Annotated in this window: 19 protein-coding genes and 2 pseudogenes; 8 read left to right on the forward strand and 13 right to left on the reverse strand. The window is 63.2% G+C overall.

The annotated features are described in order from the left end of the window. Positions 1-296 precede the first annotated feature (296 nt). A complete protein-coding gene (locus J6595_RS02465; protein WP_209592839.1) occupies positions 297-974 on the forward strand; it encodes a TetR/AcrR family transcriptional regulator in 678 nt (225 codons plus the stop codon). A gap of 337 nt (positions 975-1,311) precedes the next feature. On the opposite strand, the gene J6595_RS02470 is transcribed toward J6595_RS02465, so the two are convergent. Beyond that, positions 1,312-1,665, reverse strand: coding sequence for a hypothetical protein (locus J6595_RS02470; protein ID WP_209592840.1), 354 nt, complete (start codon positions 1,663-1,665; stop codon positions 1,312-1,314). Beyond that, complete coding sequence (locus J6595_RS02475) at positions 1,628-2,620, reverse strand: alpha/beta hydrolase (protein ID WP_209592841.1); 993 nt, start codon at positions 2,618-2,620, stop codon at positions 1,628-1,630. The genes J6595_RS02470 and J6595_RS02475 overlap by 38 nt, the downstream gene beginning before the upstream one ends. Before the next feature lie 473 nt (positions 2,621-3,093). Between J6595_RS02475 and J6595_RS02480 the strand changes: the two genes are divergently transcribed. The 4 genes from J6595_RS02480 (at position 3,094) to J6595_RS02495 (ending at position 8,325) form a co-directional block, all read left to right on the forward strand. Continuing rightward, positions 3,094-4,545, forward strand: coding sequence for a DUF3131 domain-containing protein (locus J6595_RS02480; RefSeq protein WP_209592842.1), 1,452 nt, complete (start codon positions 3,094-3,096; stop codon positions 4,543-4,545). An 11-nt stretch (positions 4,546-4,556) separates the two neighbouring features. Next, positions 4,557-5,753 (forward strand): acyltransferase, encoded by a 1,197-nt coding sequence (locus tag J6595_RS02485; RefSeq protein WP_209592843.1) that lies wholly within the window; start codon positions 4,557-4,559, stop codon positions 5,751-5,753. 186 nt (positions 5,754-5,939) lie between these two features. Then, complete coding sequence (locus J6595_RS02490; protein WP_209592844.1) at positions 5,940-7,313, forward strand: DUF3131 domain-containing protein; 1,374 nt, start codon at positions 5,940-5,942, stop codon at positions 7,311-7,313. A 1-nt stretch (position 7,314) separates the two neighbouring features. Further along, the gene (locus J6595_RS02495; protein ID WP_209592845.1) at positions 7,315-8,325 is read left to right on the forward strand and encodes a hypothetical protein; all 1,011 of its coding nucleotides are present in this window, start codon (positions 7,315-7,317) and stop codon (positions 8,323-8,325) included. A gap of 1,057 nt (positions 8,326-9,382) precedes the next feature. Here the strand turns inward: J6595_RS02495 and J6595_RS02500 are convergent. The 5 genes from J6595_RS02500 to J6595_RS02520 form a co-directional block, all read right to left on the reverse strand. After that, positions 9,383-10,567, reverse strand: coding sequence for an acyltransferase (locus tag J6595_RS02500; RefSeq protein ID WP_209592846.1), 1,185 nt, complete (start codon positions 10,565-10,567; stop codon positions 9,383-9,385). Between the two features lie 884 nt (positions 10,568-11,451). Further along, complete coding sequence (locus J6595_RS02505; RefSeq protein ID WP_209592847.1) at positions 11,452-12,438, reverse strand: L,D-transpeptidase family protein; 987 nt, start codon at positions 12,436-12,438, stop codon at positions 11,452-11,454. Between the two features lie 314 nt (positions 12,439-12,752). Continuing rightward, positions 12,753-13,706, reverse strand: coding sequence for an acetyl-CoA carboxylase carboxyltransferase subunit alpha (locus tag J6595_RS02510; protein ID WP_209592848.1), 954 nt, complete (start codon positions 13,704-13,706; stop codon positions 12,753-12,755). Between the two features lie 173 nt (positions 13,707-13,879). Continuing rightward, positions 13,880-14,788, reverse strand: a complete 909-nt coding sequence (locus tag J6595_RS02515; RefSeq protein WP_245197581.1) for a site-specific tyrosine recombinase XerD — start codon at positions 14,786-14,788, stop codon at positions 13,880-13,882. Between the two features lie 80 nt (positions 14,789-14,868). Further along, positions 14,869-15,057 (reverse strand): hypothetical protein, encoded by a 189-nt coding sequence (locus J6595_RS02520; protein WP_209592850.1) that lies wholly within the window; start codon positions 15,055-15,057, stop codon positions 14,869-14,871. 147 nt (positions 15,058-15,204) lie between these two features. On the opposite strand from J6595_RS02520, the gene J6595_RS02525 reads away from it, so the two are divergent. The 3 genes and pseudogenes from J6595_RS02525 to J6595_RS02535 all read left to right on the forward strand — a co-directional run. Further along, the gene (locus J6595_RS02525) at positions 15,205-15,786 is read left to right on the forward strand and encodes a shikimate kinase (protein ID WP_209592851.1); all 582 of its coding nucleotides are present in this window, start codon (positions 15,205-15,207) and stop codon (positions 15,784-15,786) included. Further along, positions 15,783-16,973: a 3-dehydroquinate synthase gene (gene aroB, locus J6595_RS02530; protein WP_209592852.1), complete on the forward strand. Its 1,191-nt coding sequence runs from the start codon at positions 15,783-15,785 to the stop codon at positions 16,971-16,973. The genes J6595_RS02525 and aroB overlap by 4 nt, the downstream gene beginning before the upstream one ends. Next, positions 16,970-18,229 (forward strand): annotated as a pseudogene (locus tag J6595_RS02535) (HlyC/CorC family transporter); the annotation flags it as partial. The gene aroB and the pseudogene J6595_RS02535, both read left to right, overlap by 4 nt. Positions 18,230-18,810: 581 nt before the next feature. On the opposite strand, the gene J6595_RS02540 reads toward J6595_RS02535, so the two are convergent. The 6 genes and pseudogenes from J6595_RS02540 to J6595_RS02565 form a co-directional block, all read right to left on the reverse strand. Continuing rightward, positions 18,811-19,512: an SDR family oxidoreductase gene (locus tag J6595_RS02540; protein ID WP_209592853.1), complete on the reverse strand. Its 702-nt coding sequence runs from the start codon at positions 19,510-19,512 to the stop codon at positions 18,811-18,813. A 438-nt stretch (positions 19,513-19,950) separates the two neighbouring features. Next, a pseudogene (locus J6595_RS02545) lies at positions 19,951-20,316 on the reverse strand (endonuclease domain-containing protein). 215 nt (positions 20,317-20,531) lie between these two features. Beyond that, a complete protein-coding gene (locus tag J6595_RS02550; protein WP_209592854.1) occupies positions 20,532-20,765 on the reverse strand; it encodes a hypothetical protein in 234 nt (77 codons plus the stop codon). 71 nt (positions 20,766-20,836) lie between these two features. After that, entirely contained in the window at positions 20,837-22,288 is a 1,452-nt protein-coding gene (gene hydA, locus J6595_RS02555) for a dihydropyrimidinase (RefSeq protein ID WP_209592855.1), read from the reverse strand. A 6-nt stretch (positions 22,289-22,294) separates the two neighbouring features. Beyond that, positions 22,295-22,663: a type II toxin-antitoxin system PemK/MazF family toxin gene (locus tag J6595_RS02560; protein ID WP_209592856.1), complete on the reverse strand. Its 369-nt coding sequence runs from the start codon at positions 22,661-22,663 to the stop codon at positions 22,295-22,297. Continuing rightward, positions 22,660-22,863: a hypothetical protein gene (locus tag J6595_RS02565; protein ID WP_209592857.1), complete on the reverse strand. Its 204-nt coding sequence runs from the start codon at positions 22,861-22,863 to the stop codon at positions 22,660-22,662. The genes J6595_RS02560 and J6595_RS02565 overlap by 4 nt, the downstream gene beginning before the upstream one ends. Positions 22,864-22,884: the final 21 nt, after the last annotated feature.

A 22,884-nucleotide genomic window follows, 5' to 3' on the forward strand; every position in this document is an offset into this window, starting at 1 on the left:
ACGACCATGAAACAGCCTCGTAGACGACAGGCCCGGCCCGTGCCGCCCGGTGTGTCCGCGCGATCCAGCAGCCTCGCCCATTCGAAGAGACATCGTGGAGAGCTTCCGCTGATGCCTCGATGGGTTCTGTACGGTGCGCGCATTTCCACAAAACTGCCGCGCGAATATCTGAATTTCGGCCTATAGTCGCAGCCTGGACGGAGGATAAGACAAAAATCCGAATTCGTATTCGGTATTTTACCGACCGTAAGCTGTCAAGATCAAAAACCAAATCATGATTCAGGTTAGCCGCTCCATTGGAAAAATCCGCAGTCGTCGAGAAACATTGGCAGCGCATCGCGCAGCAGCGGCGGAGCAAGAAAACCCACGAAACGCTGCTGGACGCTGCGGAAACGCTGATTCTCGATGGGGGAGCGGACGCTGCCACGATCGCCGCGATAGCCGCGCGCGCCGGGGTCTCCGTCGGCTCGGTCTACCATCACTTCCGCGACAAGCAGGCGATCTTCATCGCCCTCAGCCAGCGGACGCTGGAGTTCTTTCAGTCACTCTACAGCGGCTTTGAAGATCCCGCCTACTTTGAAGGCAGCACGGTCCGCGACATCATCCGCGTCTATCTCGAGGTCTCCGTCTCGACCCTGAGACACCAGCTGGTGGCGCGCTATGCAACCGGTGCCGTCGCGACCGATCAGCCGGAATTCGTTCGAAATTTCGCCAGGACCATGGTCTGGGGGCGAGAAATTGCCTTGAAGCATATCATCGCCCGCAAGGATGAGATCGGCCGGTCCGACCCCGAAAGATGCTGCCGTATCATGCTCGACCAGCTTTCCGCGATGTATGCCGGCCATATCGACCCGGGCCGCCGCGCCGTCGCACTCGCGCCGATGGAGGACGAGGCCTTCGTTGAAGAAGCCGTGACCATCGCGAGCGAATACCTCGCCCTCAGGGGGACCGACGTGCCGGCCGCCCAGGATTGATACCGTCGCCGCCATTTTGCCCGAGCTGACGGGTTTCAGCCCGGTACGGCGTTCCCGGCCACGTACCTGGTGAGATCGATAAACATACCCCTAAGACGCACTTACCGACCCCGCCCGTCGACATAAAAGCGTCGGGCGTCAAAGTGGGGCACGCCTTCGAGCCGTCTTTGCAGAAGCCGCGAGATCATCATACGGGCTTTTCGAACCGCAGATTTCCACATATTGAAGACGCAAGCCACGCCATCGGTGCACCGCCGCGACTCGCCATGGCGAGCGGCTGACGTGAGCGATGAGCAGGCGGCCAACCGGCTGGAGGGTCAACTGCCCGAAAACGTCATCACTCATGCCGCAGGCTACCGCATCGGCCCAAAAATCGGAATCGATTTTTGGAAAGCACGATGCGGTGATTCAAGATGTTAGAGCGTCCTTTGTGCGTCCGTTCGGACGCACGGCGCTCTAAAGCGGGCTTGAGCACCGCGTGACGGTTTGCATAGGTGACGTATTGATATTGCGACATACGCACGATCAGCGCATCCGCGATGACCGCTCGCCGTGACAGATAGTAAGGCAGGGTCGACCAAACCGCACAAATTTGCGCGACGGCAGCGCGCCACCCCTGAAAACGCTGGCTGGCAGCTGCGCCCTTGCTCGCCTTATCGCCGAAAGCTGTCGGCGACGAAACGCAGCGCATCGGGCACCGTCTTTCGCCAATACGGCCATTCGTGCCTGCCTTCGCGGATCTGAAACCGGTGCTCGATGCCGCGCTGGCGCATCTTGATGTGCAGCGCGGCGTTGCCAGCGAAGAACACGTCATCGGCGCCGCAATCGAAATAGAACTGCGTCGGTTTTTCGGCGGCGGGCACGAAGGATTTGAGGAGCTCGAAGACGGAATTGGCACGATAGTGCTCGTTCAGGCGCTCCTTGCCCTCGAGACCCATGCCCCACGCCTTGCCGAAGCGCCGGTCATAGCCGGCCTGATCGAGATAGGCGACCTGCCAGTCGGTTCGAATGGCCCCGCTGAGGACGGCGACGCTGGCGAAAAGCTCCGGATCCTTGAAGGCATAGGCGAGTGCCGCATAGCCTCCCATCGACAGGCCGATCGCATTGCGGGCGGATCTGCCCGCGATGACGCGGTAGGTCCGCTCGACATGCTGGATGAACTCCTGGTGGAACATGTCCTTCCAGCGATAGCCGCCATCGGCGTCGTTCATGTAATAGGTGTAGAATTCGTCCGCCTCGTCCCGGCGCCCCTCCGGCGTCACGGCGATCAGGGGCGGAAGCTCGCCACTGGCGATCATCCTGTCGAGGATATGATCGACGCCGCCGTGGCGGAACCAGTCCTCGTTGCCGCCGCCCCAGCCGCCATGCAGGAGATAGACGACGGGGTAGCGGCGGTTCGACTGCTCGTATTTGGGCGGGAGATAGACGGTGTAGGCGACATCCTTGCCGAGGATCCGGCTCGGCATGCGGCGTGCCTCGAAGACCGTGCCCCGCTCGACGGCGAGCGCCGGCAGCACCCAGACGACCGCAAGGAGAGCAGCGGTCAAAACGAGCGCAACCCGGTTCCACAAGCTGGCGCAAAGTGCCCTGAAATTGCTTGCGGCGCCGATGAGCGCCATTCTGGCGCAGTTGCGCGACGAAGGCATCTTCGCTTCCCCTGGCACGTCCGGATTACCCTTAAGATCGCAGGCATCACCCGCAGGGAAATCTGTTGGCGAAGAATGGTTGGGATTTTGTAAAGCAGCGCTCCGTCAAATATATTTCGTAACCATACGATAATAAAGATATTCGTCGCCTCGACGAAATGGAGCTCGCAATCGAATATATTGCTATAAAACGCAAAAGTTCGGCCAATTATTTATAAAATAAACTGGCTTTAAAATATCAGGATCTGATCTACATTCAAAAGTTACCCTAGTCTTTGACGTTTGTTTATAGGCTTTTGTTTATCACTGGCGCCAGTCCCAAGCGACGGTGGTATCAAATGAAATCGAAAAGAATTTTCCAGATCGGAGCTGCCGTAAGTGCCTGCGCGATTCTCGCTGCGGTGATGCTTCCCACGAGTGGCCCTGCCGCGATCGGCGGCCCTGTCGAGACAAAAACCTCTGCGACCAGCTCGATGGGGCGTCACGGCCCCCTGACCGAGCGCGAGATGGCGACGGCCCGCGCCGCCTGGCAGTATTTCGTCTATGCCTATCAGGAGGAGACCGGCCTCGCCAATTCGGTCGGCGCCTTCCCCTCGACGACGCTCTGGGACACGGCCTCCTACATCGGCGCTCTCGTCGCCGCCTATGAACTCGGCATCATCGACAAGCGCGCTTTCGACGACCGCGCCTTCAAGCTCATCGCGACCATCCGCAATCTCGAGCTGTTCCGGGGCGAACTGCCCAACAAGGTGTATCACGCCAAGACCGGCGAGAAGGTGAACTACGCCAACAAGAAGGGCGAGATCGGCTATTCGGCCCTCGATATCGGCCGCTTTCTCGTCTGGATGCGCATCCTCAAGGAACGCTACCCCTATCTTGCCAACGGCATCGACAACATCGTGCTCGGCTGGAACTTCTGCAACGTCATCGACGAGGAAGGCGGCCTCGTCGGCGCGATGGTCAACAAGAAGACCAAGAAGGTCAAGTACCTGCAGGAAGGCCGCCTCGGTTACGAGGAATATGCCGCCAAGGGCTTCGCGCTCTGGGGTTTCGACGTCGCCAAGGCCAAAAGCCCGGTGCCCTACGCCTTCACCAACATCTACGGCGTCGACGTCCCCTACGATCCGCGCGATCCGCGCGTCTTCCAGACCAAGAACTCGGTCCTGATGGAGTCCTATCTCCTCGACGGGCTCGAAATGGGCTGGGACGAGGCCAACGACAAGAACACGGGCGGCGACGTCGCCAGCCATGGCTGGCGTGCCGAGTTCGCCTCGCGGGTCTATCTCGCGCAGGAGCGGCGCTTCGAGGAGACCGGCATCATGACCGCCCGCTCCGAGCATCAGGTCAATGGCAGCCCGTACTTCGTCTACGACACGATCTTCGCCGATGGTTACGCCTGGAACACCGTCGAGCCGTCGGGCGCCTATCAGCCGACCCGCGCCGCCGTTTCCGGCAAGGCGGCGATCGGCATGTGGGCGCTGTGGAAGACCGACTACACCGATCGCCTGTTCGACCTGATCGCTGATCTCTACGACCCGGAAAAGGGCATGTATGAAGGGCTCTACGAGGATGGCAGCGGCAAGATCCCGCTGCAGACGGCCAACAACAACGGCATCATCCTCGCCGCCCTCCTGTTCAAGGCGCAGGGTCCGATCCTTCGATACGAGAACACCGACACGCAGGTCTGGGACACGGCCTTCGAAAACCGCAACGTGCGCAAGAAGCGCTGCCTGCCGGAGCCCACGAAGACGCCCGAGGAGCTCGCGCAGCCGGAAGTCACCGTCGAAAACTTCCAGATCTGCAGGCCGGTGAACAACGGCCAGGAAATCGGCGCGACTCAGTGTTCGGTCGCCAATCTTCGCCGCAGAAGCGTCCGCGCCGAGCCGCTCGACGCGACAGCGCAGGTTTCCAACCCGGGCAACTGAGGAAGCGGGCCATGAACATCCACGTCCAGTCGCCCGGGCCGAATGGCGGACGCATGACCTGGTTCGATGCCAACCGGGTGATCGCGGCCTTCGGCGTCGTGCTCATTCACACGACGACGGACTCTGTCGGCAAGGCTTTCGTCAAGGCCGACCCGGAACAACGGGTCGTGCCAGTGATGCTGCGGGCGATCGGCGAGCTTTCCGGCTCGGAGATGTTCTTCGTCTTTTCGCTGTTCCTGTTTGCCTTCAAGCTCGATCGCCGGCAGCCGACCTATCGCGCGGCGATCGGCGAGCAGATGAAACGGCTTTTGATCCCGTTCGCCTTCTGGGCGGTGTTCTATGCCCTGTTCAAGATCTTCAAGGCATCGGCTTTCGGCTATTCCCACGCCATCGTCGATCAGTGGCTCGATCCGTCGCGCTGGGCCTCGAACTTCATCATCGGCTCGTCGCAATATCACATGCACTTCCTGCCGACGCTTTTCGCGCTGATGCTGTTCTATCCGGTGATGCGATCGGCGATGCGCTATCCGATGCTGGGTCTCGCCATCATCCCGATGCTGGGAATGATGGGCTACATGCACGGCTATCTGTGGGGCCATGTCGACGATCCGATGCTGCGCAGCTATCTCGTGCGCGCCATCAAGATCTTCGCCTATGTCGGCTATGGCATCGCCGCCTTCGCGATCTTCGGCCTCTTCAAGCAGGGCATCCCGCGAGGCGAGTCCCGCCTGTTGTCGCGCACGGCACTGTTCTTCGTCTTCTTCCTGCTTCTCGCCACCCTGCCGCACAATCTGGCGGCGATGGAGACCGGCGCATGGAGCCACCGCACCGGCTGGGGCTTCTTCGCCCACTTCCTGATGCCGCTCGCCGTGTTCACCGTCTTCCTCGGCCTGCAGCATGAGGCCTGGTCGCCGGTCTGGAGCCGTCTCGCCAGATTCACCTTCGGCATCTATCTGGTGCATCCGATGGTGATCGACGTCTTCGACGTCTCGGTCGCGAGCCTCGGCCTGCAGCTCACCCCGGCCGCGACGGTGCTCCTCAAATTCAGCCTGGTTGCCGCCGGCTCCCACGGCGTCGCCTACGGCCTGTCGCGGATCCCGGCGCTTGCCTGGACCATCGGCCTCGGCCCGCTGCCCTGGAGCCGCAGGCTTGAGAGCCCGGCAATGCCGGCCGGAGCGCCGGCACGGACCGGACCGATTGCCTCATGATCGGCCGTCTCGAAGACATCACCGGCAAGCCTTTGCCGGTGATGGCCTCCCGAGCGCTTCGCCAGGCGCTGCTCCCCATCTGCGAAGCACCGCCCGCCGAGGCCATCGGCCCGGCCCCATCCACGCCCTCCCCAGCGTCGCCTTTGCGCCTGTCAGGCCGCTCGCCCAGAATAACGGAGACGAAGCTTGAACCTTCTCGACACGCTGAAACGCGGCCGCAGCCAGGCCATCCTTGTCGGGGGAGTTTTCGTCACCGTGTCGGGGGTTCTCGTCCGCGAGGATAGTATGGCCGGCAGTTTGAACAATCCGCCCGTTCCCAGACCCGCGCCGCGCATCGAGGCCAGGATCGCCGCGATCGAGCCGATGCGCCTCGCGCCCCATCGGGCCCTGACGGAAAGGGAAATGGAGTATGCCCGGATCGCCTGGCGCTATTTCGAGAACAACACCAATTCCAAGACCCTGCTCGTCAACGCCGCCAACAAATATCCCTCGACGACGATGTGGGACACCGCCTCCTATCTCGTCGGGCTGATCGCGGCCCACAAGCTGGCGATCATCGACGATGCCGAATTCCATCGGCGCCTTTCGGGCGCGTTTCAAAGTCTGAAGACGATGGAGCTGTTCGAGGGGCGTCTGCCGAACAAGGCATATAACGTTCGCACGCTGAAGATGAGCACCTATGCCAACAAGCCCGACAAGCGCGGGCTCGGCTGGTCGGCGCTCGACATCGGGCACCTGCTCGCGCCCCTCGCCTACCTCAAGCTCGCCCATCCCGAGCATGCGCCCGATATCGCAGCGATCATCGATCGCTGGGACCTTGAGGCCCTCGTGCAGAACGGGGAACTGATCGGCAGCGCCGTGCGCAAGGAAACCGGCAAGGGCAAATCCAAGAGCCGGGGAAAAACCATCTTCCTGCAGGAAGGCCGGGTCGGCTACGAACAATACGGAGCCAAGGCGATGATCCTGTTCGGCCTCGACGCAAGCAAGGCCGCCGATGCGTATCGGCACCTGACCTTGCAGACCGTCGGCGGCATCGACATCCCCGTCGACGACCGCCATCTGGGCAATGGCTCTGCGTCTTTCGCAACGAGCGAGCCCTATGTCCTGCGCGGGCTCGACTTCGGCTTCGACACCACCTCGCTGCGGCTCGCCTCCAATGTCTACCGGGCCCAGGAGCAGCGCTACAGGGACACCGGCCAGTTCACCGCCGTCAGCGAGGGCCACATCTCGGTCAAGCCGTATTTCACCTATTCGACGGTGTGGGGCGACGGCGATCCTTGGGCGGTGATGCGCCTCGACGGCAGCCGCATGGACGACCTGCGGACGATCAGCACCAAGGCGGCCTTCGGATGGCACGCTCTCTTCGAGACCGAATACACCACGAAACTGATCGCCTCGCTGGAAGATCTCGCCCAGCCCGAAAAGGGCTGGAAGGAGGGCCGCTACGAGTTCGACGGTTCGCCGAACTCGTCCACCACCTGCAACAACAACGCCATCATCCTGGCGAGCCTCGCCTACCGGCAGTTCGGCCCGCTGCTGCAGCATGACAAGGGGGCCTGAGATGCTCTGTTCCAAGCGCTGGATCGCGGCATTTTTCACTTTGTGCGCGCTGCTCCTCACAGGCGGAGCGGCGGCCGCTTCGGACGCCCGGGTCGAGCTCTACGACATCGCCAAGCCGTTCACCCCCGGGGCATCGGTCGCCAGCGATTTCTCGGCGCATGGCTTGCTGGGCGAATACCAGATCGGCGTCGTCGGTGGCCGCAACTACCGCATTCTTCCCGACGGCTCGGCCGCGTTCGGCATCAACCAGGCCATGGCAGAGGATCGCGTCGACGTGGTCTGCGACCGGGAGGCGAAGCTGTGCACCGTCACCCCCTTCGAGGGCGAGCCGATCACGGTGAAAACCGGTGAGAAGATCGCCGTCGATTTTAAACGGCTCGAACTGCCGTCGGTGGAGCTGGCCAAGGCCTATGCCAGCAAAGTGACGAGCCAGTGGACCGGAAAGAGCGCTCAAGGAGCGTCGCAGAAGAAGAAATCCGCCAGCGCCAAGAAAGGTTCGTCGAAGAAGAAAAAGGGCGGCACGGCGAAATCGACAGGCAAGAAGACATCCGCCAAGGCGAATGCCAAGGCCGGCGCGAAAAAGTCCGACAAGGCAACGACCGCCGCCAAGAAGAAGAATGGCAAGGCCAAGCCGAAGACCACGGACGAGAAAAAATCCGCCAAGGCGAAAGCCAAAGCCGGCGCGAAATCGTCGAGCAAAGCCAAGGACGCCGCCAAAAAGAAGACCGGCAAGGCCAAGCCGAAGACCACGGACAAGAAAAAATCCGCCGAGGCGAAAGCCAAGGCCGGAGCGAAATCGTCAGGCAAAGCCAAGGACGCCGCCAAAAAGAAGACCGACAAGGCCAAGCCGAAGACCACGGACAAGAAAAAATCCGCCAAGGCGAAAGCCAAGGCCGGAGCGAAAACGTCGGGCAAAGCTAAGGACGGAGCGAAATCGAAGGCGGAAGAGGCCAAGGCTGGGGCGAAGAAGAAGGCCACCAAAGGCAAGAAGGCTGCCGAGACTGAGAGTTGAGGCAAGGCAGACCGGTGCTGCCGGGTGCGCCGCAGCCTTTGAAAGGGCGCCCGGCACGGCGCGTCATCGATGGTTCGGCATTCCGCGCGGAGGCGTCCACGTACCGCCGGGCGGCGCGGAACCGGTATGCGACCTGCCTGCGGATCGACCTGACACCCTCGAAGGTGGCGCCTGCCATCTCCACGAACGTCTGAGCCCGTTGTTCCAGAGGCCATCCCCGGACCTTCGCCGGACTTGGCCGCGACTACAGCATCGGCCCAAAAATCGGAATCGATTTTTAGAAAGCACGATGCGGTGATTCAATAGGTTAGAGCGTCCTTTGTGCGTCCATTCGGACGCACGGCGCTCTAAGCGGTCTCGCCCGGCCGGGCGACGCCGCCATCCGGCTTTCACGCTCGCGGCCTGCGGCGTCGATCGGCACGGCGGTGACGAGCGCTGGGTCGGCCGCGATGCCGATCTGTGATCGAGCGGCCGACGCTCTTGCTTCGAGCGGCATCCACCCTTTCCCCACCCCGAAGCCGGCATTGGGTCGATCGGCGGCGCAAAGATGCTCGCCGCAGCACGTTGGTGCGAGGATCGGGGCCCCATATCTGACAAACGTTTTGATCAGCCTGCGAAGGGCGGGCCCCGGCGGTCTCGATCCGGGCGCTGCCCGCATCATCGCGAGTTCCGAAAGCCAGCGACCCCGGCGAGCCCTTCGCTGAAGCAGATCGGTGTAACGCCGCTTAGGATGGCGGAAGACAGGGGAGACGGCTAAGTCACCCACCCCGAAATGACGCTCCTCGCCGCAGCCACGGCCTCCCCCTAGCCACGGTTTTGCGTCACGAAGCTGCGCTTCGTCAGAATGGCCGGAATGGCCCGGGGACCTTGGCGCGCACTCTCACGCTTGCCGCGCCGGCGCTCGCTACAGCTTCGCCGCTCGATGCCCGTTCGCAAGCCCTGGAGAGAGCGGACGCGCCTCTCGCACCCTCCCCCGACACGAGAAAGGGCCACCCTCGCGGGCGGCCCCTTCATGCATCGGCTATGTTTGCTGGTGGCAGTGGGCGGTCCTTTTTCGTCAGGCGCTTTGCGTTGCCGTGCCGGCGGGGACGGCACCCAGCGGCCTTTGCCGGTCGACGCCCTTGGCCTTGCTGGTGTGCATGCCACCCAGGCCAACCGTCCAGGCCAGATACTTCTGACGGCTCAAGAACACCGTCAAAGCGATCGAGAAGGCCAGGGTGAACGCCATTTTGCAGACGACGTAGAGCGACGGATTGGTGACCTCCTTGCCGACCACGATGAGGCAGATATCGAGGGCCAGCGGATGAACGAGATAGATGCCGAAGCTGTAGGGCGCGAGGCGGGAGATCCAGGCCGGCCAGGGTATCGGGGCCAGCATGACGATGACGAACAGCATCGCCGGCATCGCCAGATTGGCAATCCAGGCATTCGGATAATTGTACTGCCAGTTGCCCGTCTCGATGATCGCCACGGCCTGCATGCCCTTGATCGAGGCGAGCCCGACGAAGCCCACGATCATCGTCCACATAATGGCCCGGCGGATCCACAAGGACGGCGCCCGTTTCAGGATGCCCCAGCAGGCGGCGGCGACGAAGCCATAGGCCGTGCAGGTCACGATGCGGCTGGCGCGGATCAGATACTGCACCGCCGTCTTGTCCTCGTAGAAGTTGCTGTAGACATACTGGTTCAGCTCGTGCCGGCCGAGGATCAGCGGAATCGCGAGGAGGCCGAGCCAGGGATAGCGGATGGCGATGCGATAGACCGGATACATCAAGACGAGCGCGAACAGCGTCGGCAGGAAGTGCATGTGAAGTTTCACGTCGCCGAGCAGGAAGTAGCCGAGCCATTCTTCGGTATATTGCCAGTCGCGCCACAGATACTGGGAATAACCGAGGTTCCATCCCTTGAACATGTTGCCGGCCGCATAGACGCAGACCCAGAACGCGAAGGGGACCAGCAGCCGGCGCGCATAGCTGGCAGTTGTCTCGCCATATGGGCGACACTTGCGATCCTGGGATCGCAACAGGACGAACAGCGAGATGCACATGAACAGCTCGGTTCGGGCGGTGTAGAAGATCGTGTTCAGGATGACCGTCAGGGCCCGCCCATCGGGCTCGATGCTGGGAAATGGCTGACCGTCAGGCCCGGAAGCTGCGTGCATCATCAGGATCGACACGCCGGCCATCACGCGCAGCGTATCCAGCCACGCGAGGCGTGATCCTGACTGTTCGACTTTTTCCATCAGATCGATTCCCTCGGCTAAAGCGAAGCAACCGTATTCTTTTTTCCTTAAATTGCCGTATATCTAATCTAATACTTCTTGATCTGATCAATAAGATCACAGTATATTATGATTCCGGATCATAACAATTCTGATGACGTAGTGCGGTCCAACTGGATTTCATGATCGCGGATCAGGGCGTCGAGCCTCTCGCCGCTCGATGGGGCGGAGCGATGGAGAACGGCCGGCCCAACGCTCGCGCGGATCCTGCCTATCCTGTTTAGGGCGCCCTGCGTCCTGTTGGACGCCGCAGTACACCACGGCCTCGTCGGACGGCACATAACGAAGGCAGCTCACCCCGAGATCAGGCGCTCGCTCAAAACGCGATCGTCATGCTCGGGCCCCGTCCCGAGCATCCAGTGCACCGATTAAGCTTCTGTTGTGTCGAACGTTTATGGACTCTCGGGACGGGGCCCGAGAATGATGAAGCGTCGGATGGTGCGCCTTCTCGATCAAGCCGTGGCCGGCGCTCGAGCATTGGACCGCGCACTACAGCATCGGGCGATAACTTAGCATCGGCTGATGCTGTAGTTTCTATCTGGCGCGCCGGCTTATCGAAAAACCGGATTCTACTGTTTCGCCCGGCGCAGCGAGAATGAACGCGGAAAGGACGCTCGAAGTGGCTGAATCTGCCCATCGTGCCATCCGAAAGTCGATTCCGATTTTCAGGCCGATGCCGTAGGCCGGATGGCCGCAGGCCGAGATGCCGGTTTCGGTGCGGCGCCGATTTCGCCCGGCTGATCGACAGGAAAAGCAAAGGGACCGGTCTGGTGACCGGCCCCCTCCTGAAACTGTCGATCGTCGTCTCGCAAGGCCTCGAGCGTTGGGGCCGCGCTTACGCTTGCCTATTCGAACAGGCTGAAGACCGAGCCGCCCTTCGGGCCGATGCGCTTGCCGTCGCGGTCATAGCCCTCGCGGCGATGCTGCTCCTGGGCATAGGCCTCGGCGGTGATCGGCTGGCCGGTGCGATAGGAAAAGGTCGTCGATGTCGCGAACTCGCTCGGGGCCATCCGCGCTGCGATCTCCTGCGCCTTGGCTTCGTCGGACTGATATTTCGCCGCCACCACCTGCGGCAGTTCGACAGCGGGGCACGGTCCGGCCGGCGAAAGGCCGGCGACGGTCTCGGCGGTCTGGTCGAAGATGTAGCCGCGTTCGCACACGCCGACATTCGGCGGCCGATGCGTGGTCTCGAAATAGTCCGAGCCCTTCTTCAGCATCTGCCAGAAGGCGTAATGCTCGGAGTTCTTGTGCCGGGCCATGTTCTTCGGCGTCATGCGGAAGGGATAGGCCTGGATCTGAAAGGCGCGTTGGCCGCCGTCGAAGGAGTAGCGGGCGAGTGAGTAGATCTCCTGCACCTGCTCGTCGTCCATGGCGTAGCAGCCCGACGAATTGCACGAACCGTGGATCATCAGATGCTTGCCGGTACGCCCGTTCACCCGGTCGTAGGCATTGGGATAGCCCATGTTGATCGCCAGGTGATAGCTCGATTTCGGATTGAGCTGCGCCGGCGTCACCGTGTAGAAGCCCTCGGGCGCCTGACGGTCGCCCTCCTTCTTCTTCGGGCCGAGCTTCCCGGACCAGGCGCAGATCGGATAGGTCTTCAACAGCGCGTAGGTGCCGTCGGTCTTCTGCTTCCAGATTTCCAGATTCGACTCTTCCTTGAAGAGCCGGACGAGAATCGGCGAATTGACGCCCATGTGGTTGGCATTGATCGCGCGCACGAGATCCGGCGGAAGCGGCGCGTTCTCGGGAGCCAGATCTTCGTATTTGCAAGCGGAAACGGTCATCAGCGCGGCCAAGGCCGCACCCGTCACGATACGTCGGACGAACATCCCAAAGTCCCCAATCGCCTTCGGCGAGCAGCAATTTGCCCACCGCCCCTCTCGAATGACAGCCCGTATGCGGCCATCGTTCATCGCGTCCTGGATTGCCCCGTCAACGAGCCGTCACGACGCCTGCTTGGCGAGAGTTTCTCACGATTTTCTTAAGCGGGCGTAAACCAGTTGCCCGCCCGCCGTGGTTCCCCTCTCGCGGGGCGCACCCCTTTGCGCCCCATCGTCGCACCATGCCGGAAGACGATGGCGACATTCTGTCAAATGACGATGGGGAATGGAAGCTGTGGCCTGTGGCGGGGCTGCCACTATGCTCAGAGATTACGACCAATCGCGAGGAACTTTTCACGCCGCTGGCGCTTAAGCGCGCTTCCCTCGAGACCGCCAAGTTCCGCAAAAGCCGCGCGAATATGCCTGCCGGCGGCGTCGATCGCCGCTTCGCTGCCGCGATGCGCCCCCCCGAGCGGCTCCTCGACGATGGCGTCTATGATGCCGAAGCCCATCAGGTCCTGCGCGGTCATCTTCATCGCCTGGGCGACGTCACGGGCCCGGGCCGCGTCGCGGTAAAGGATCGAGGCGCCGGCCTCGGGCGCGATCACGTTGTAGATCGCGTGCTCCATCATCAGGACGCGATTGGCCGCGGCGATGGCCATCGCGCCGCCAGAGCCGCCCTCGCCGATGACCAGCGAGACGATCGGCACTTCCAGATCGAGGCAGGCGGCGATCGACCGGGCGATCGCCTCGGCCTGGCCGCGTTCTTCCGCGCCGATGCCGGGATAGGCGCCGGCGGTGTCGACCAGCGTCAGCACCGGGATCTGGAACCGCTCGGCAAGTTCCATGATCCGTACGGCCTTGCGATAGCCTTCGGGCCGGGCCATGCCGAAATTGTGCTTCAGCCGGGTCTGGGTGTCCGAGCCCTTCTCCTGACCGATCACCGCGACGGACTGGCCGTCGAAGCGCCCGAAGCCGGCGATCACCGCATGGTCCTCGGCATAGTAGCGGTCGCCCGCCAGGGGCACGAAATCGGTGATCAGCCGGGCGACATAGTCGACGCAGTGGGGCCGGTCGGGATGCCTTGCCACCTGGGTCTTCTGCCAGGGGGTCAGCTTCTTGTAGAGATCCTCGAGCGCGTCGCGGGAGCGCTTTTCCAGTCGCTCGACCTCGTCGTGCACGTCGACCGCGTCCTCGCCGGTCTCGATCTTCTTCAATTCGATGATCTGACCTTCCAGATCGGCGACCGGTTTTTCGAATTCCAGATAGTTGTGCATGCGTCCTACGGCGGCGGCCGTCCAGAGAGGGCGAAAGGGGTTGAGCGCCAACGGCAGGGCGAGCGCTTGGCGGCCCTCGCGGCGCAGGCGTGCCGCCCTTGTGCGGCGGGACTTCTTCGCGGCGCAAACTGGCGATGGGCCGGTTGAATGTCAAGGAAGCGATGCGTGCATCGTCAATCCCGGCTCAACGGCGACAGCGGATGGTGGTCGGTGACGAGGCGGATCAGGCGCTCTTCCAGAACGTGGGTGTAGATCTGGGTGGTCGAAATGTCCGAGTGGCCGAGCAGCTCCTGCACCGCGCGAAGATCGGCCCCGTGCTTCAGAAGGTGGCTGGCGAAGGCATGGCGCAGGACATGCGGCGAAATCTTCGCGGCAGTGATCCCTGCCCTCGCCGCAAGCGCCTTCAGGTCGCGGGCGAAGGCCTGACGGGTGAGATGGCCGGTCTCGGAGGCAGCCGGAAACAGGAACCGCCCGTTTCCCTCGAGCTTTCGCCCCGGCTCTCCGGCGACGTCGGCATAACGACGCATCGCATCGCCCGCCGCCTCGCCGATCGGCACCATCCGTTCCTTGCCGCCCTTGCCCTTCACGACGATCGCCTGCCCCGTCGCCCGCAGGACGGAGCGCGGCAGGGCGACGAGCTCCGACACGCGAAGTCCCGTCGCATAAAGAAGCTCGACGAGCGCGTGAAGACGGGCCGCGCGCAGCCTCGCCGAAGACGACAGCCGGTCCGTTGCGGCCTCGGCGGCGGCAAGATCGAGCAGGCGATCGACCTCCTCCTCGCTCATCACCTTGGGCAGCGGCCGCTTCTTCTTCGCGCCCTCGATCGGGCCCGTCGGGTCGTCGCCGCGATGCCCTTCGACATAAAGAAAGCGGTAGAACTGGCGGAGCGCCGAGAGCCGCCGGGCGCGGCTCGATTCGGCCAGCCCCTCCGCCGCGAGCGCTGCGACATAGCCGCGGATCGCATCGGTGTCCGCGTCCCGCAGGGACGTGCCCCGGCCGAGAAAATGATGGCCCGCATCCTCGAGATCGCGGCGATAGGCGTCGAGCGTATTTTGCGCGGCGCCGCGCTCGACCGCCATCATCTCGAGAAAGGCTTCCGCCTCGAAACCCGCCGTCGGGCGCTGGCGCAGCGCGGCCGAGGCGCCCTTCGAAGCCGCGCCGGTCATGGCCTCAGCTCCGAAAGCCCATCCGGATCTTCAGCGGGAGGTGCGGCTTCGGGCTCCGGCAGCGTGACGGGAACCGTGACCTGCGTGCGCGTCGGCTCGACGAAGTAGACGAGCGCGGCCATGATGCCGTAGATGGTGCCGAAAATGACGGCGAGGATCGTCAGGAGGCGTACGAGTGTCGGCATCGGCTTCTGGCGGACTCTATCTCGAGCAAGGCCCGCTTCTAGTGGGAATGAGGAAAGACGCAAGTCGATAAGCGTGTGAATGCCTTCACGGGAGCGAACGTGCAAGGCTGGAGCCTGGCTTCGGCGAGCGGAGGAACGATCGGACGGATGGACGGCGATACTGCGGGACACAAGGACACGACGATCCGCGAGCGGCTCGCCGGCAGGCCGATCGTGCTCGTCGGCCTGATGGGTGCCGGCAAGACGACCGTCGGCCGCAGGGCGGCGACCGTATTGTCGCTGCCCTTCGTGGACAGCGACGCGGAGATCGAGAACGTCTCGACCATGAGCGTCGCCGAACTCTTCGAGGCCTATGGCGAACCCGAGTTCCGCTCGCTCGAGGCCCGGGTGATCGCACGGCTCGTGCAGGAAGGACCGCGGGTGATCGCCACCGGTGGAGGCGCCTATATGAACGCTGAGACGCGCCAGCTCCTTTCCGACAAGGCCGTGACGATCTGGCTGAAGGCCGATCTCGACACCTTGATGGAACGCGTGGCGCGCCGGGCCGGCCGCCCGCTGCTGAAGGCGTCGGATCCAAGAAAGGTGATGCACGAACTCATGGAAAAGCGCTATCCCATCTACGCCAAGGCCAATCTGACCGTGACGTCCCGCGCGGCGAAGCGGGAGGTGATTGCGGCAGAACTGGTCGCGGCGCTGGACAGATACCTCCACGAAGGTCGAACCCCATGAAATCGCAGGCAAAGGCCGACACGCCCGGCTCCGCGCCACGCCCGACCCCTGCCCTTCACGCGGCGGCCAGGGTCGACAAGGAGCGCCGGGTCGAGGTCTGCCTCGGCGCGCGCTCCTACGACATCCTCATCGGCGAAGGTCTGCTCGACCGGGCCGGCGAAGAGTTCGCCGCCCGGCTTGCCGGCGCACGGGCCGTCGTCGTGACCGACGAAACGGTGGCGAGCCTTTATCTGACGCGGCTGGAAATTGCCCTGACCAGCGCCGGCGTCGAATTTTCCGCGCTGACGCTGCCGGCTGGCGAGACGACCAAGTCGTTCGCCCATCTGGAGCAAACGGTCGATGCGATCCTTGCCGCAAGGCTGGAACGCGGCGATGGGGTGATCGCGCTCGGCGGCGGCGTGATCGGGGATCTCGCCGGCTTTGCCAGCGCCATCGTCAAGCGCGGCACCCGCTTCGTCCAGATCCCGACGACGCTGCTCGCCCAGGTGGATTCGTCGGTCGGCGGCAAGACCGGCATCAACACGGCACGCGGCAAGAACCTCGTCGGCGCCTTCCATCAGCCGGTCCTCGTTCTGGCCGATATCGCGCTCCTCGACACGCTTTCCCCGCGCGAATTTGCCGCCGGCTATGCCGAAGTGGTCAAATACGGGCTGATCGACCGGCCGGACTTCTTCGAGTTCCTCGAGAAGCATCGCGGCGCGATCTTCTCCGGCGGGCAGGAGCGGGCCGAGGCGATCGCCACGGCCTGCGAGGCGAAGGCCGCCGTTGTGGCGGCCGACGAGCGGGAGCACGGATCGCGCGCACTTCTCAATCTCGGCCATACTTTCGGTCATGCTCTGGAGCGCGCGGTCTCCTACGATCCGGCGCGCCTCGTCCATGGCGAGGGGGTCGCGATCGGCATGGCGCTCGCGCACCGCTTCTCGGTCAAGCTCGGCCTGTGTTCAGGCCAGGATGCCGGCCGTGTCGCGGCGCATCTGAAGACCGCCGGCCTGCCGACGAAAATTTCCGACATCCCCGGCCCGACTCTGGAGCGCGATGCGCTGATCGAAGCGATCGCCCAGGACAAGAAGGTCTCGCGCGGCCGCCTGACCTTCATCCTCACCCGCGGCATCGGCGAAGCCTTCGTCGCCAGGGACGTGGACCGCGCCGACGTTGAACACTTCCTCGATGAAGAACTCCCCCAATGACCACGACGCTTTGGATCTATCTCGGCATCGTCCTCGTCCTCATCTGCATCTCGGCCTTCTTCTCCGGCTCGGAGACCGCACTGACCGCGGTGTCGCGGGCGCGTCTGATGAGCTACGAGAAGAACGGCGACGCCAGAGCCGGCATCGTCGAGCGTCTTCTGGAGAAGAAGGACCGGCTGATCGGCACCCTTCTCATCGGCAACAACCTCGTCAACATCCTCGCCTCGTCGCTGGCGACGACCGCCTTCATCGCCCTGTTCGGCGAGACCGGCGTCGTCTATGCCACCGTCGCGATGACGGTTCTCGTCGTGATCTTTGCCGAGGTGCTGCCGAAATCCGCAGCGATCGCGAAGCCCGACGGCTTCGCTCTCAACGTCGCGCGGCCGGTCGCCTTCTTCGTCGCGGCGATCGGCCCGGCGACCGCCACGGTGAACTGGGTCGTGCGGCGGATCTTGTCGCTCTTCGGTTTCGGTCTCGATTCCGGCGCGTCGCTGCTTACCGCCCATGAGGAACTGCGCGGCGCCGTCGAGGTGCTCCACCGCGAGGGCTCTCTCGTCAATGCCGACCGCAACCGGCTCGGCGGCCTCCTCGATCTCCACGAGCTCGAGGTCTCCGACGTCATGGTCCACCGCACCTCGATGCGCCAGATCAACGCCGACGACGCGCCCGCCGACATCGTCCGACAGGTGCTGGAGAGCCCCTACACCCGCATGCCGGTATGGCGGGCCCACTACGACAACATCGTCGGCGTGATCCACGCCAAGGACATTCTGCGCGCGCTGCACGAGGTCGACAACGATCCGTCGAAGATCAACATCGCGAAGATCTGCGCCAAGCCCTGGTTCGTGCCCGAGACGACCACGCTGCAGGATCAGCTCAACGCCTTTCTCAGGCGCAAGACCCATTTTGCCGTGGTCGTCGACGAGTATGGCGAGGTCGAGGGGCTGATCACGCTGGAGGACATTCTGGAGGAGATCGTCGGCAACATCGCCGACGAGCACGACGTCGACATGCAGGGCGTCAAAACCGAGGCCGACGGCTCCATCATCGTCGACGGCCAGGTGCCGATCCGCGATCTTAACCGGGCGCTCGACTGGAACCTGCCGGACGACGAAGCTGTCACCATCGCCGGCCTCGTCATCCACGCCACCCAGACGATCCCCGAGGAGCGCCAGGCCTTCACCTTCTTCAACAAGCGCTTCACCGTCCTGAAACGCGAGAAGAACCGCATTGCCAGCCTGAGGATCCGCCCGGCGACGGTCCTCGTCCCGCCGAAGAAGCCGGCCCAGCCTCTCGCCCAGACGGAACTTGCCGAGCCGATGGCCGACGTGCAGGAAACCGACCCGGAAGTGCTCGACGCGGCGCTGGAGGAGATGGAAGAGGTCGAGAACGGCGACAATGGCGAAGTCGGCCTCTTAGACGAGGCAGGATTGCGGCGCGATGATCGGTCGGCGCGTGAAGGGGGATATGATGTGTCAGAGGGCGACGGCGCCAATGACGATGGCTGGCCCGAGGACGACATTGCCGCCACGAGCCGCCGCCATTCGCGCTGGGGGCGCCGCGACGAGGAGCTTCCAGGCTTGACCGATGAGGACGAAACGCAGGAAGCATCGCAGCGAAAGAGCCCTGCAGCCAAGGACGAACACGGCTGAAGCTCCGATCGGCGAGGCCCCGCCGTCGCCGGGCTACCTCACCGGCCTGCTGCGATCGCCTGCGCCAAGCCCGGCATGTGATGTTCGGTCAGCGGGGCGAGCGGCAGATCCGTGCTGGCACATGCCTGCTCGGTTCAATTTTCTCAAAAGTGTTCTTCAACGACCACAGCCGGCCCGCAAGCCATTCACACCGACCGCGTGATGCCGCCATCGACCCGGATATTCTGGCCGGTGATATAGGAGGCGCCGTCCGAGGCCAGAAAGGCGATCGTCTCGGCGATTTCCTCGACTTGGCCGTAGCGGCCGAGCGGGATCTTCTCGCGGAAGGCCTCCTTCTCCGGCAGCGAGTCGATGAAGCCGGGCAGGACGTTGTTCATCCGCACGTTCTTGGCTGCATACTGATCGGAAAACAGTTTGGTGAAGGAGGCCAATCCCGCCCGAAAAACCGCCGAGGTCGGAAACACCTCGCTCGGCTCGAAGGCGGCAAACGTGGAAATGTTGATGATCGCGCCACCGCCGTTTTCCGCCATGATCGGGGCGACGAGCCGCGCCGGCCTTACCGCGCTGAGGAAGTAGACCTCCAGCCCCTTGTGCCAGTCCTCGTCGGGGATCTCGAGAACCGGCGCGCGGGGTCCATGACCGGCGCTGTTGACCAGCACGTCGATCCGTCCCCATGCGCCATGGACGGTTTCGACCAGCCTTCGGACGTCGTCCTTCGACTGATTGGAGCCGGTAACGCCGATGCCGCCGAGTTCCTTGGCCAGCGCCTCGCCCTTGCCGGAAGAGGAGAGGATCGCGACGCGAAACCCCTTTTCCGCCAGCTTCCGCGCCGCGCCGGCGCCCATGCCGGAGCCGCCGGCGGTGACGATGGCAACCTTGTCGGTCATTGTGGGATTCTCCTTCACTCGTGGCCGTTGACATCCTGCGTGGCGCCGGCCCGCTCGATCAAGCCCGCCTCATATGTTTGCGCTCGGAACGAGCGGCGACACCGGGTCCGATCGGCACATGCTCGGGGCCAGCGCAGTACCCCCACCCCTAACCCCTCCCCACAAGGGGGGGATCTGCAGCGCGCGGCTGCCCGACATCTCAATCAGCGAGACGCCCTTGCGCTCCACCTGCCGCTGCGCCGGTCAGCATCGCCGCCGCGTTCGAGCGTTTCCAGCTTCGAAGCCAGGATGCTGTGCCTGCTCCATAAGCTGGTGAAGCCGCCCAGCGCTTTCGCCGTTTTCCAGGCGGTCGCGCGAGTGCATTCCCCTCCCCCTTGTGGGGAGGGGCAGGGGTGGGGGTAACGGCGTCGACTTTCGAGGGAGTACCGGTGCCCGCCCTCACCGCTTCAATCCCAGGATGCCCATGATCTCTTCGATGCATCCGTCGAAGGCGTCGTCGATGTCGCCCGTCGAGAAGCGCATAACCCGGTAGCCTTGTCGGTTCAGCCAGTCATCCCGGACCGCGTCTCGCGCCAGACGGTCCGGATGCTGATGAAACTCACCGTCGACCTCCACGATCAGACGCTCGGTATGGACGGCGAAGTCGGCGATTTAGGGTCCGATCGGCACCTGTTTGCGGAAGTGGACTCCGAAGTGCCGGCGGAAGGTCTTGAGTTCTTGCCAGAGGCGCTTTTCGCCATCCGTCATCGATTTGCGCAGCCGGCGGGCTTTTTCGATGGACGTGCGGTCGATGCGGCTTGGCATGACAGCCTTCTTTCAAGTCGTAGGGGACCCCCACCCCTAACCCCTCCCCTCAAGGGGAGGGGAATGGCTCTACGATTGGATGCCGGGCCAAAAAAGACGAGTTTTGATCAAAGCCGCTCCTCCGAATTTGGGCATGCCCGAATTGTGCGGTGACATCGTCCCATCAGCCGGCCCCCCCCGAACGCTTAAGCAGCTCACTCGGACATATAATTCGCTCATCCAGCGACGAGCTGCCATGTTCTGTTCGGTCCAAGTTCTAGAAAGCCGTCGTCCCGCAGCCGTTGTCCTGCCCAACGCATATCGTACTGCCACGTATAGAAGTAATCACCGCCGCCTCGCAGTTCCGCTTCATGGTGCTCCCAAAGGTACTTCGCAACTTCGAGAACCGTGGCAGCGCCTCCGTTCGCGCGGACCCCCTCCAAGATCCACTGCTCCAGCAATTCTTTCATCTGAGATCCTCATCAGCAAGCTTCACAACTCACGACGGTATCGAATCCCGGAAAGGTGGTCGATCAATAAATTACACCCCGCTCATCGGAATCCCCGTCCGCTCGACCTTGCGCGGGGCTGTCAGTTCCTTCCAGGTCGAGAGCGCCTTGTTGACCGGCGCATTGGCGGACCGCTCGACGAAGCGGCCGTCGCCCTTTTCGGCACGAACGTCGCCTTCCTTGTAGGCGAGCTTGCCGCGGGAGAAGGTCATCACCGGCATGCCCGTCACCTCGACGCCCTCGAAGACGTTGTAGTCGATCGCCGACTTCTGGGTTTTTGCCGAAATCGTCTTCGTCGCCTTCGGATCGAAGACGATCAGATCGGCATCGGCGCCGACGAGGATCGCGCCCTTCTTCGGATAGACGTTGAGGATCTTGGCGATATTCGTCGAGGTGACGGCGACGAACTCGTTCATCGTCAGCCGACCTGTCACGACGCCTTTTGTCCAGAGGACCGAGAGCCGGTCTTCCAGCCCGCCGGTGCCGTTCGGGATCTTGGTGAAGTCGCCGAGGCCCATGCGCTTCTGCTTGGTGGTGAAGGCGCAGTGATCGGTGGCGACGACCTGCAGCGAGCCGGCCGCGAGCCCCGCCCAGAGCGAATCCTGATGGCTCTTGTCCCGAAACGGCGGCGACATCACCCGGCGCGCCGCATGATCCCAGTCGGGGTGGCGATATTCGCCGTCGTCAAGGACCAGATGCTGGATCAGCGGCTCGCCGAAAACGCGCATGCCCTTCTGCCGCGCCCGGCGGATCGCCTCGTGGGCCTGTTCGCAGGAGGTGTGGACGACGTAGAGCGGCACGCCGGCCTGATCGGCGATCATGATCGCCCGGTTCACCGCCTCACCTTCGACCTCGGGCGGGCGCGAGAAGGCATGGGCCTCGGGACCGTTGTTGCCTTCGGCCATCAGCTTCTGCTGCAAAAACGCGACGACGTCGCCGTTCTCGGCATGGACCAGCGGCATGGCGCCGATCTCGGCGCAGCGCGTGAACGACGCGAACATCTCGTCGTCGTTCACCATCAAGGCGCCCTTATAGGCCATGAAGTGCTTGAAGGTGTTGATGCCTGCGTCGACCACCTTCGGCATCTCGTCGAAGAATTTCTGGCCCCACCAGGTAACGCCCATGTGGAAGGAATAGTCCGTGCGCGCCGGGCCGGCCTTCTGGAACCAGGTCTGCAGCGCATCGAGCGGCCCCTGGTCCGGGTCCGGCAGGCAGAAATCGACGGTCATGGTCGTGCCGCCGGCCAGTGCCGCCGCCGTGCCGGTGTCGAAATCGTCGGCCGAGAAGGTGCCCATGAAGGGCATTTCCATATGGGTGTGCGGATCGATGCCGCCCGGCATGATATATGCACCGGAGGCGTCGATCACCTCGTCGCCGGAAAGGTCCGGCCCGATCGCGGCGATCTTGTCGCCGTCGATCAGGATGTCGGCCTTGTAGGTGAGATCGGCGGTGACGATGGTGCCGCCTTTGATGACTGTGGTCATGGCAACTTACTCCTTCTCGGTCGGCTCGTCGAAAACCAGAAATCGGTCGAGCCCTGTCACCGTTATGAGTGCAAGCTCGATCGTCAAAAGTTCTTCGTGCGTCGCGGTCCCGATACGCTGGCGAATGCCATCTTTCCGGACAGGACTCAGCTTGTCGATCATTGCTTCGGATCGGTGTTCAAGTCCGTTCTCCGACGTTGGGAGAAAGACCGGACGGAACAGTCGAGATTCTGAAGGATAGGTGGTCAGCGGGCAGACGAGCAGCGTCCGGTGGCCCTCGATATACTCATTGGCCTGCAGGATCAGGCCCGGCCGGGGCTTTTTGAGGTCGCCAGGGAAAGTCGCTGTCACGAAGTCGCCGCGCCGGAAGCTCACAGGTCGTCCCACGCTTCGGCTGCGATTCCCTCGCACCATTCCATGACGCGGTCTTCCACATCGGCATATGCGGCGCTGCGAGCCTGGCGATCTGCCTCCTGCAGATAGTTCGGATCGGCTTTGGCTGCGCGCCAGGCCGCCACTGTCGAGATATTCCCGACATCGTCCGATCGCGAATTTTGATTGCGCGGATCATCCATGGCGGAACTCCTGTATCCTGA

The organism is Jiella mangrovi (genome assembly GCF_017815135.1).
Taxonomy (GTDB): domain Bacteria; phylum Pseudomonadota; class Alphaproteobacteria; order Rhizobiales; family Rhizobiaceae; genus Jiella; species Jiella mangrovi.

Bases quoted from the DNA above. Each gene is read 5' to 3' on its own strand.
- J6595_RS02565 (WP_209592857.1), bottom strand. From the start codon at position 22,863: ATGGATGATCCGCGCAATCAAAATTCGCGATCGGACGATGTCGGGAAT.
- J6595_RS02510 (WP_209592848.1), bottom strand. From the start codon at position 13,706: ATGCACAACTATCTGGAATTCGAAAAACCGGTCGCCGATCTGGAAGGT.
- J6595_RS02470 (WP_209592840.1), bottom strand. From the start codon at position 1,665: ATGCGCTGCGTTTCGTCGCCGACAGCTTTCGGCGATAAGGCGAGCAAG.
- J6595_RS02515 (WP_245197581.1), bottom strand. From the start codon at position 14,788: ATGATGGCGGTCGAGCGCGGCGCCGCGCAAAATACGCTCGACGCCTAT.
- aroB (WP_209592852.1), top strand. From the start codon at position 15,783: ATGAAATCGCAGGCAAAGGCCGACACGCCCGGCTCCGCGCCACGCCCG.
- J6595_RS02495 (WP_209592845.1), top strand. From the start codon at position 7,315: ATGCTCTGTTCCAAGCGCTGGATCGCGGCATTTTTCACTTTGTGCGCG.
- J6595_RS02500 (WP_209592846.1), bottom strand. From the start codon at position 10,567: ATGGAAAAAGTCGAACAGTCAGGATCACGCCTCGCGTGGCTGGATACG.
- J6595_RS02505 (WP_209592847.1), bottom strand. From the start codon at position 12,438: ATGTTCGTCCGACGTATCGTGACGGGTGCGGCCTTGGCCGCGCTGATG.
- J6595_RS02525 (WP_209592851.1), top strand. From the start codon at position 15,205: ATGGACGGCGATACTGCGGGACACAAGGACACGACGATCCGCGAGCGG.
- J6595_RS02485 (WP_209592843.1), top strand. From the start codon at position 4,557: ATGAACATCCACGTCCAGTCGCCCGGGCCGAATGGCGGACGCATGACC.
- J6595_RS02480 (WP_209592842.1), top strand. From the start codon at position 3,094: ATGGGGCGTCACGGCCCCCTGACCGAGCGCGAGATGGCGACGGCCCGC.
- hydA (WP_209592855.1), bottom strand. From the start codon at position 22,288: ATGACCACAGTCATCAAAGGCGGCACCATCGTCACCGCCGATCTCACC.
- J6595_RS02475 (WP_209592841.1), bottom strand. From the start codon at position 2,620: ATGCCTTCGTCGCGCAACTGCGCCAGAATGGCGCTCATCGGCGCCGCA.
- J6595_RS02540 (WP_209592853.1), bottom strand. From the start codon at position 19,512: ATGACCGACAAGGTTGCCATCGTCACCGCCGGCGGCTCCGGCATGGGC.
- J6595_RS02550 (WP_209592854.1), bottom strand. From the start codon at position 20,765: ATGAAAGAATTGCTGGAGCAGTGGATCTTGGAGGGGGTCCGCGCGAAC.
- J6595_RS02520 (WP_209592850.1), bottom strand. From the start codon at position 15,057: ATGCCGACACTCGTACGCCTCCTGACGATCCTCGCCGTCATTTTCGGC.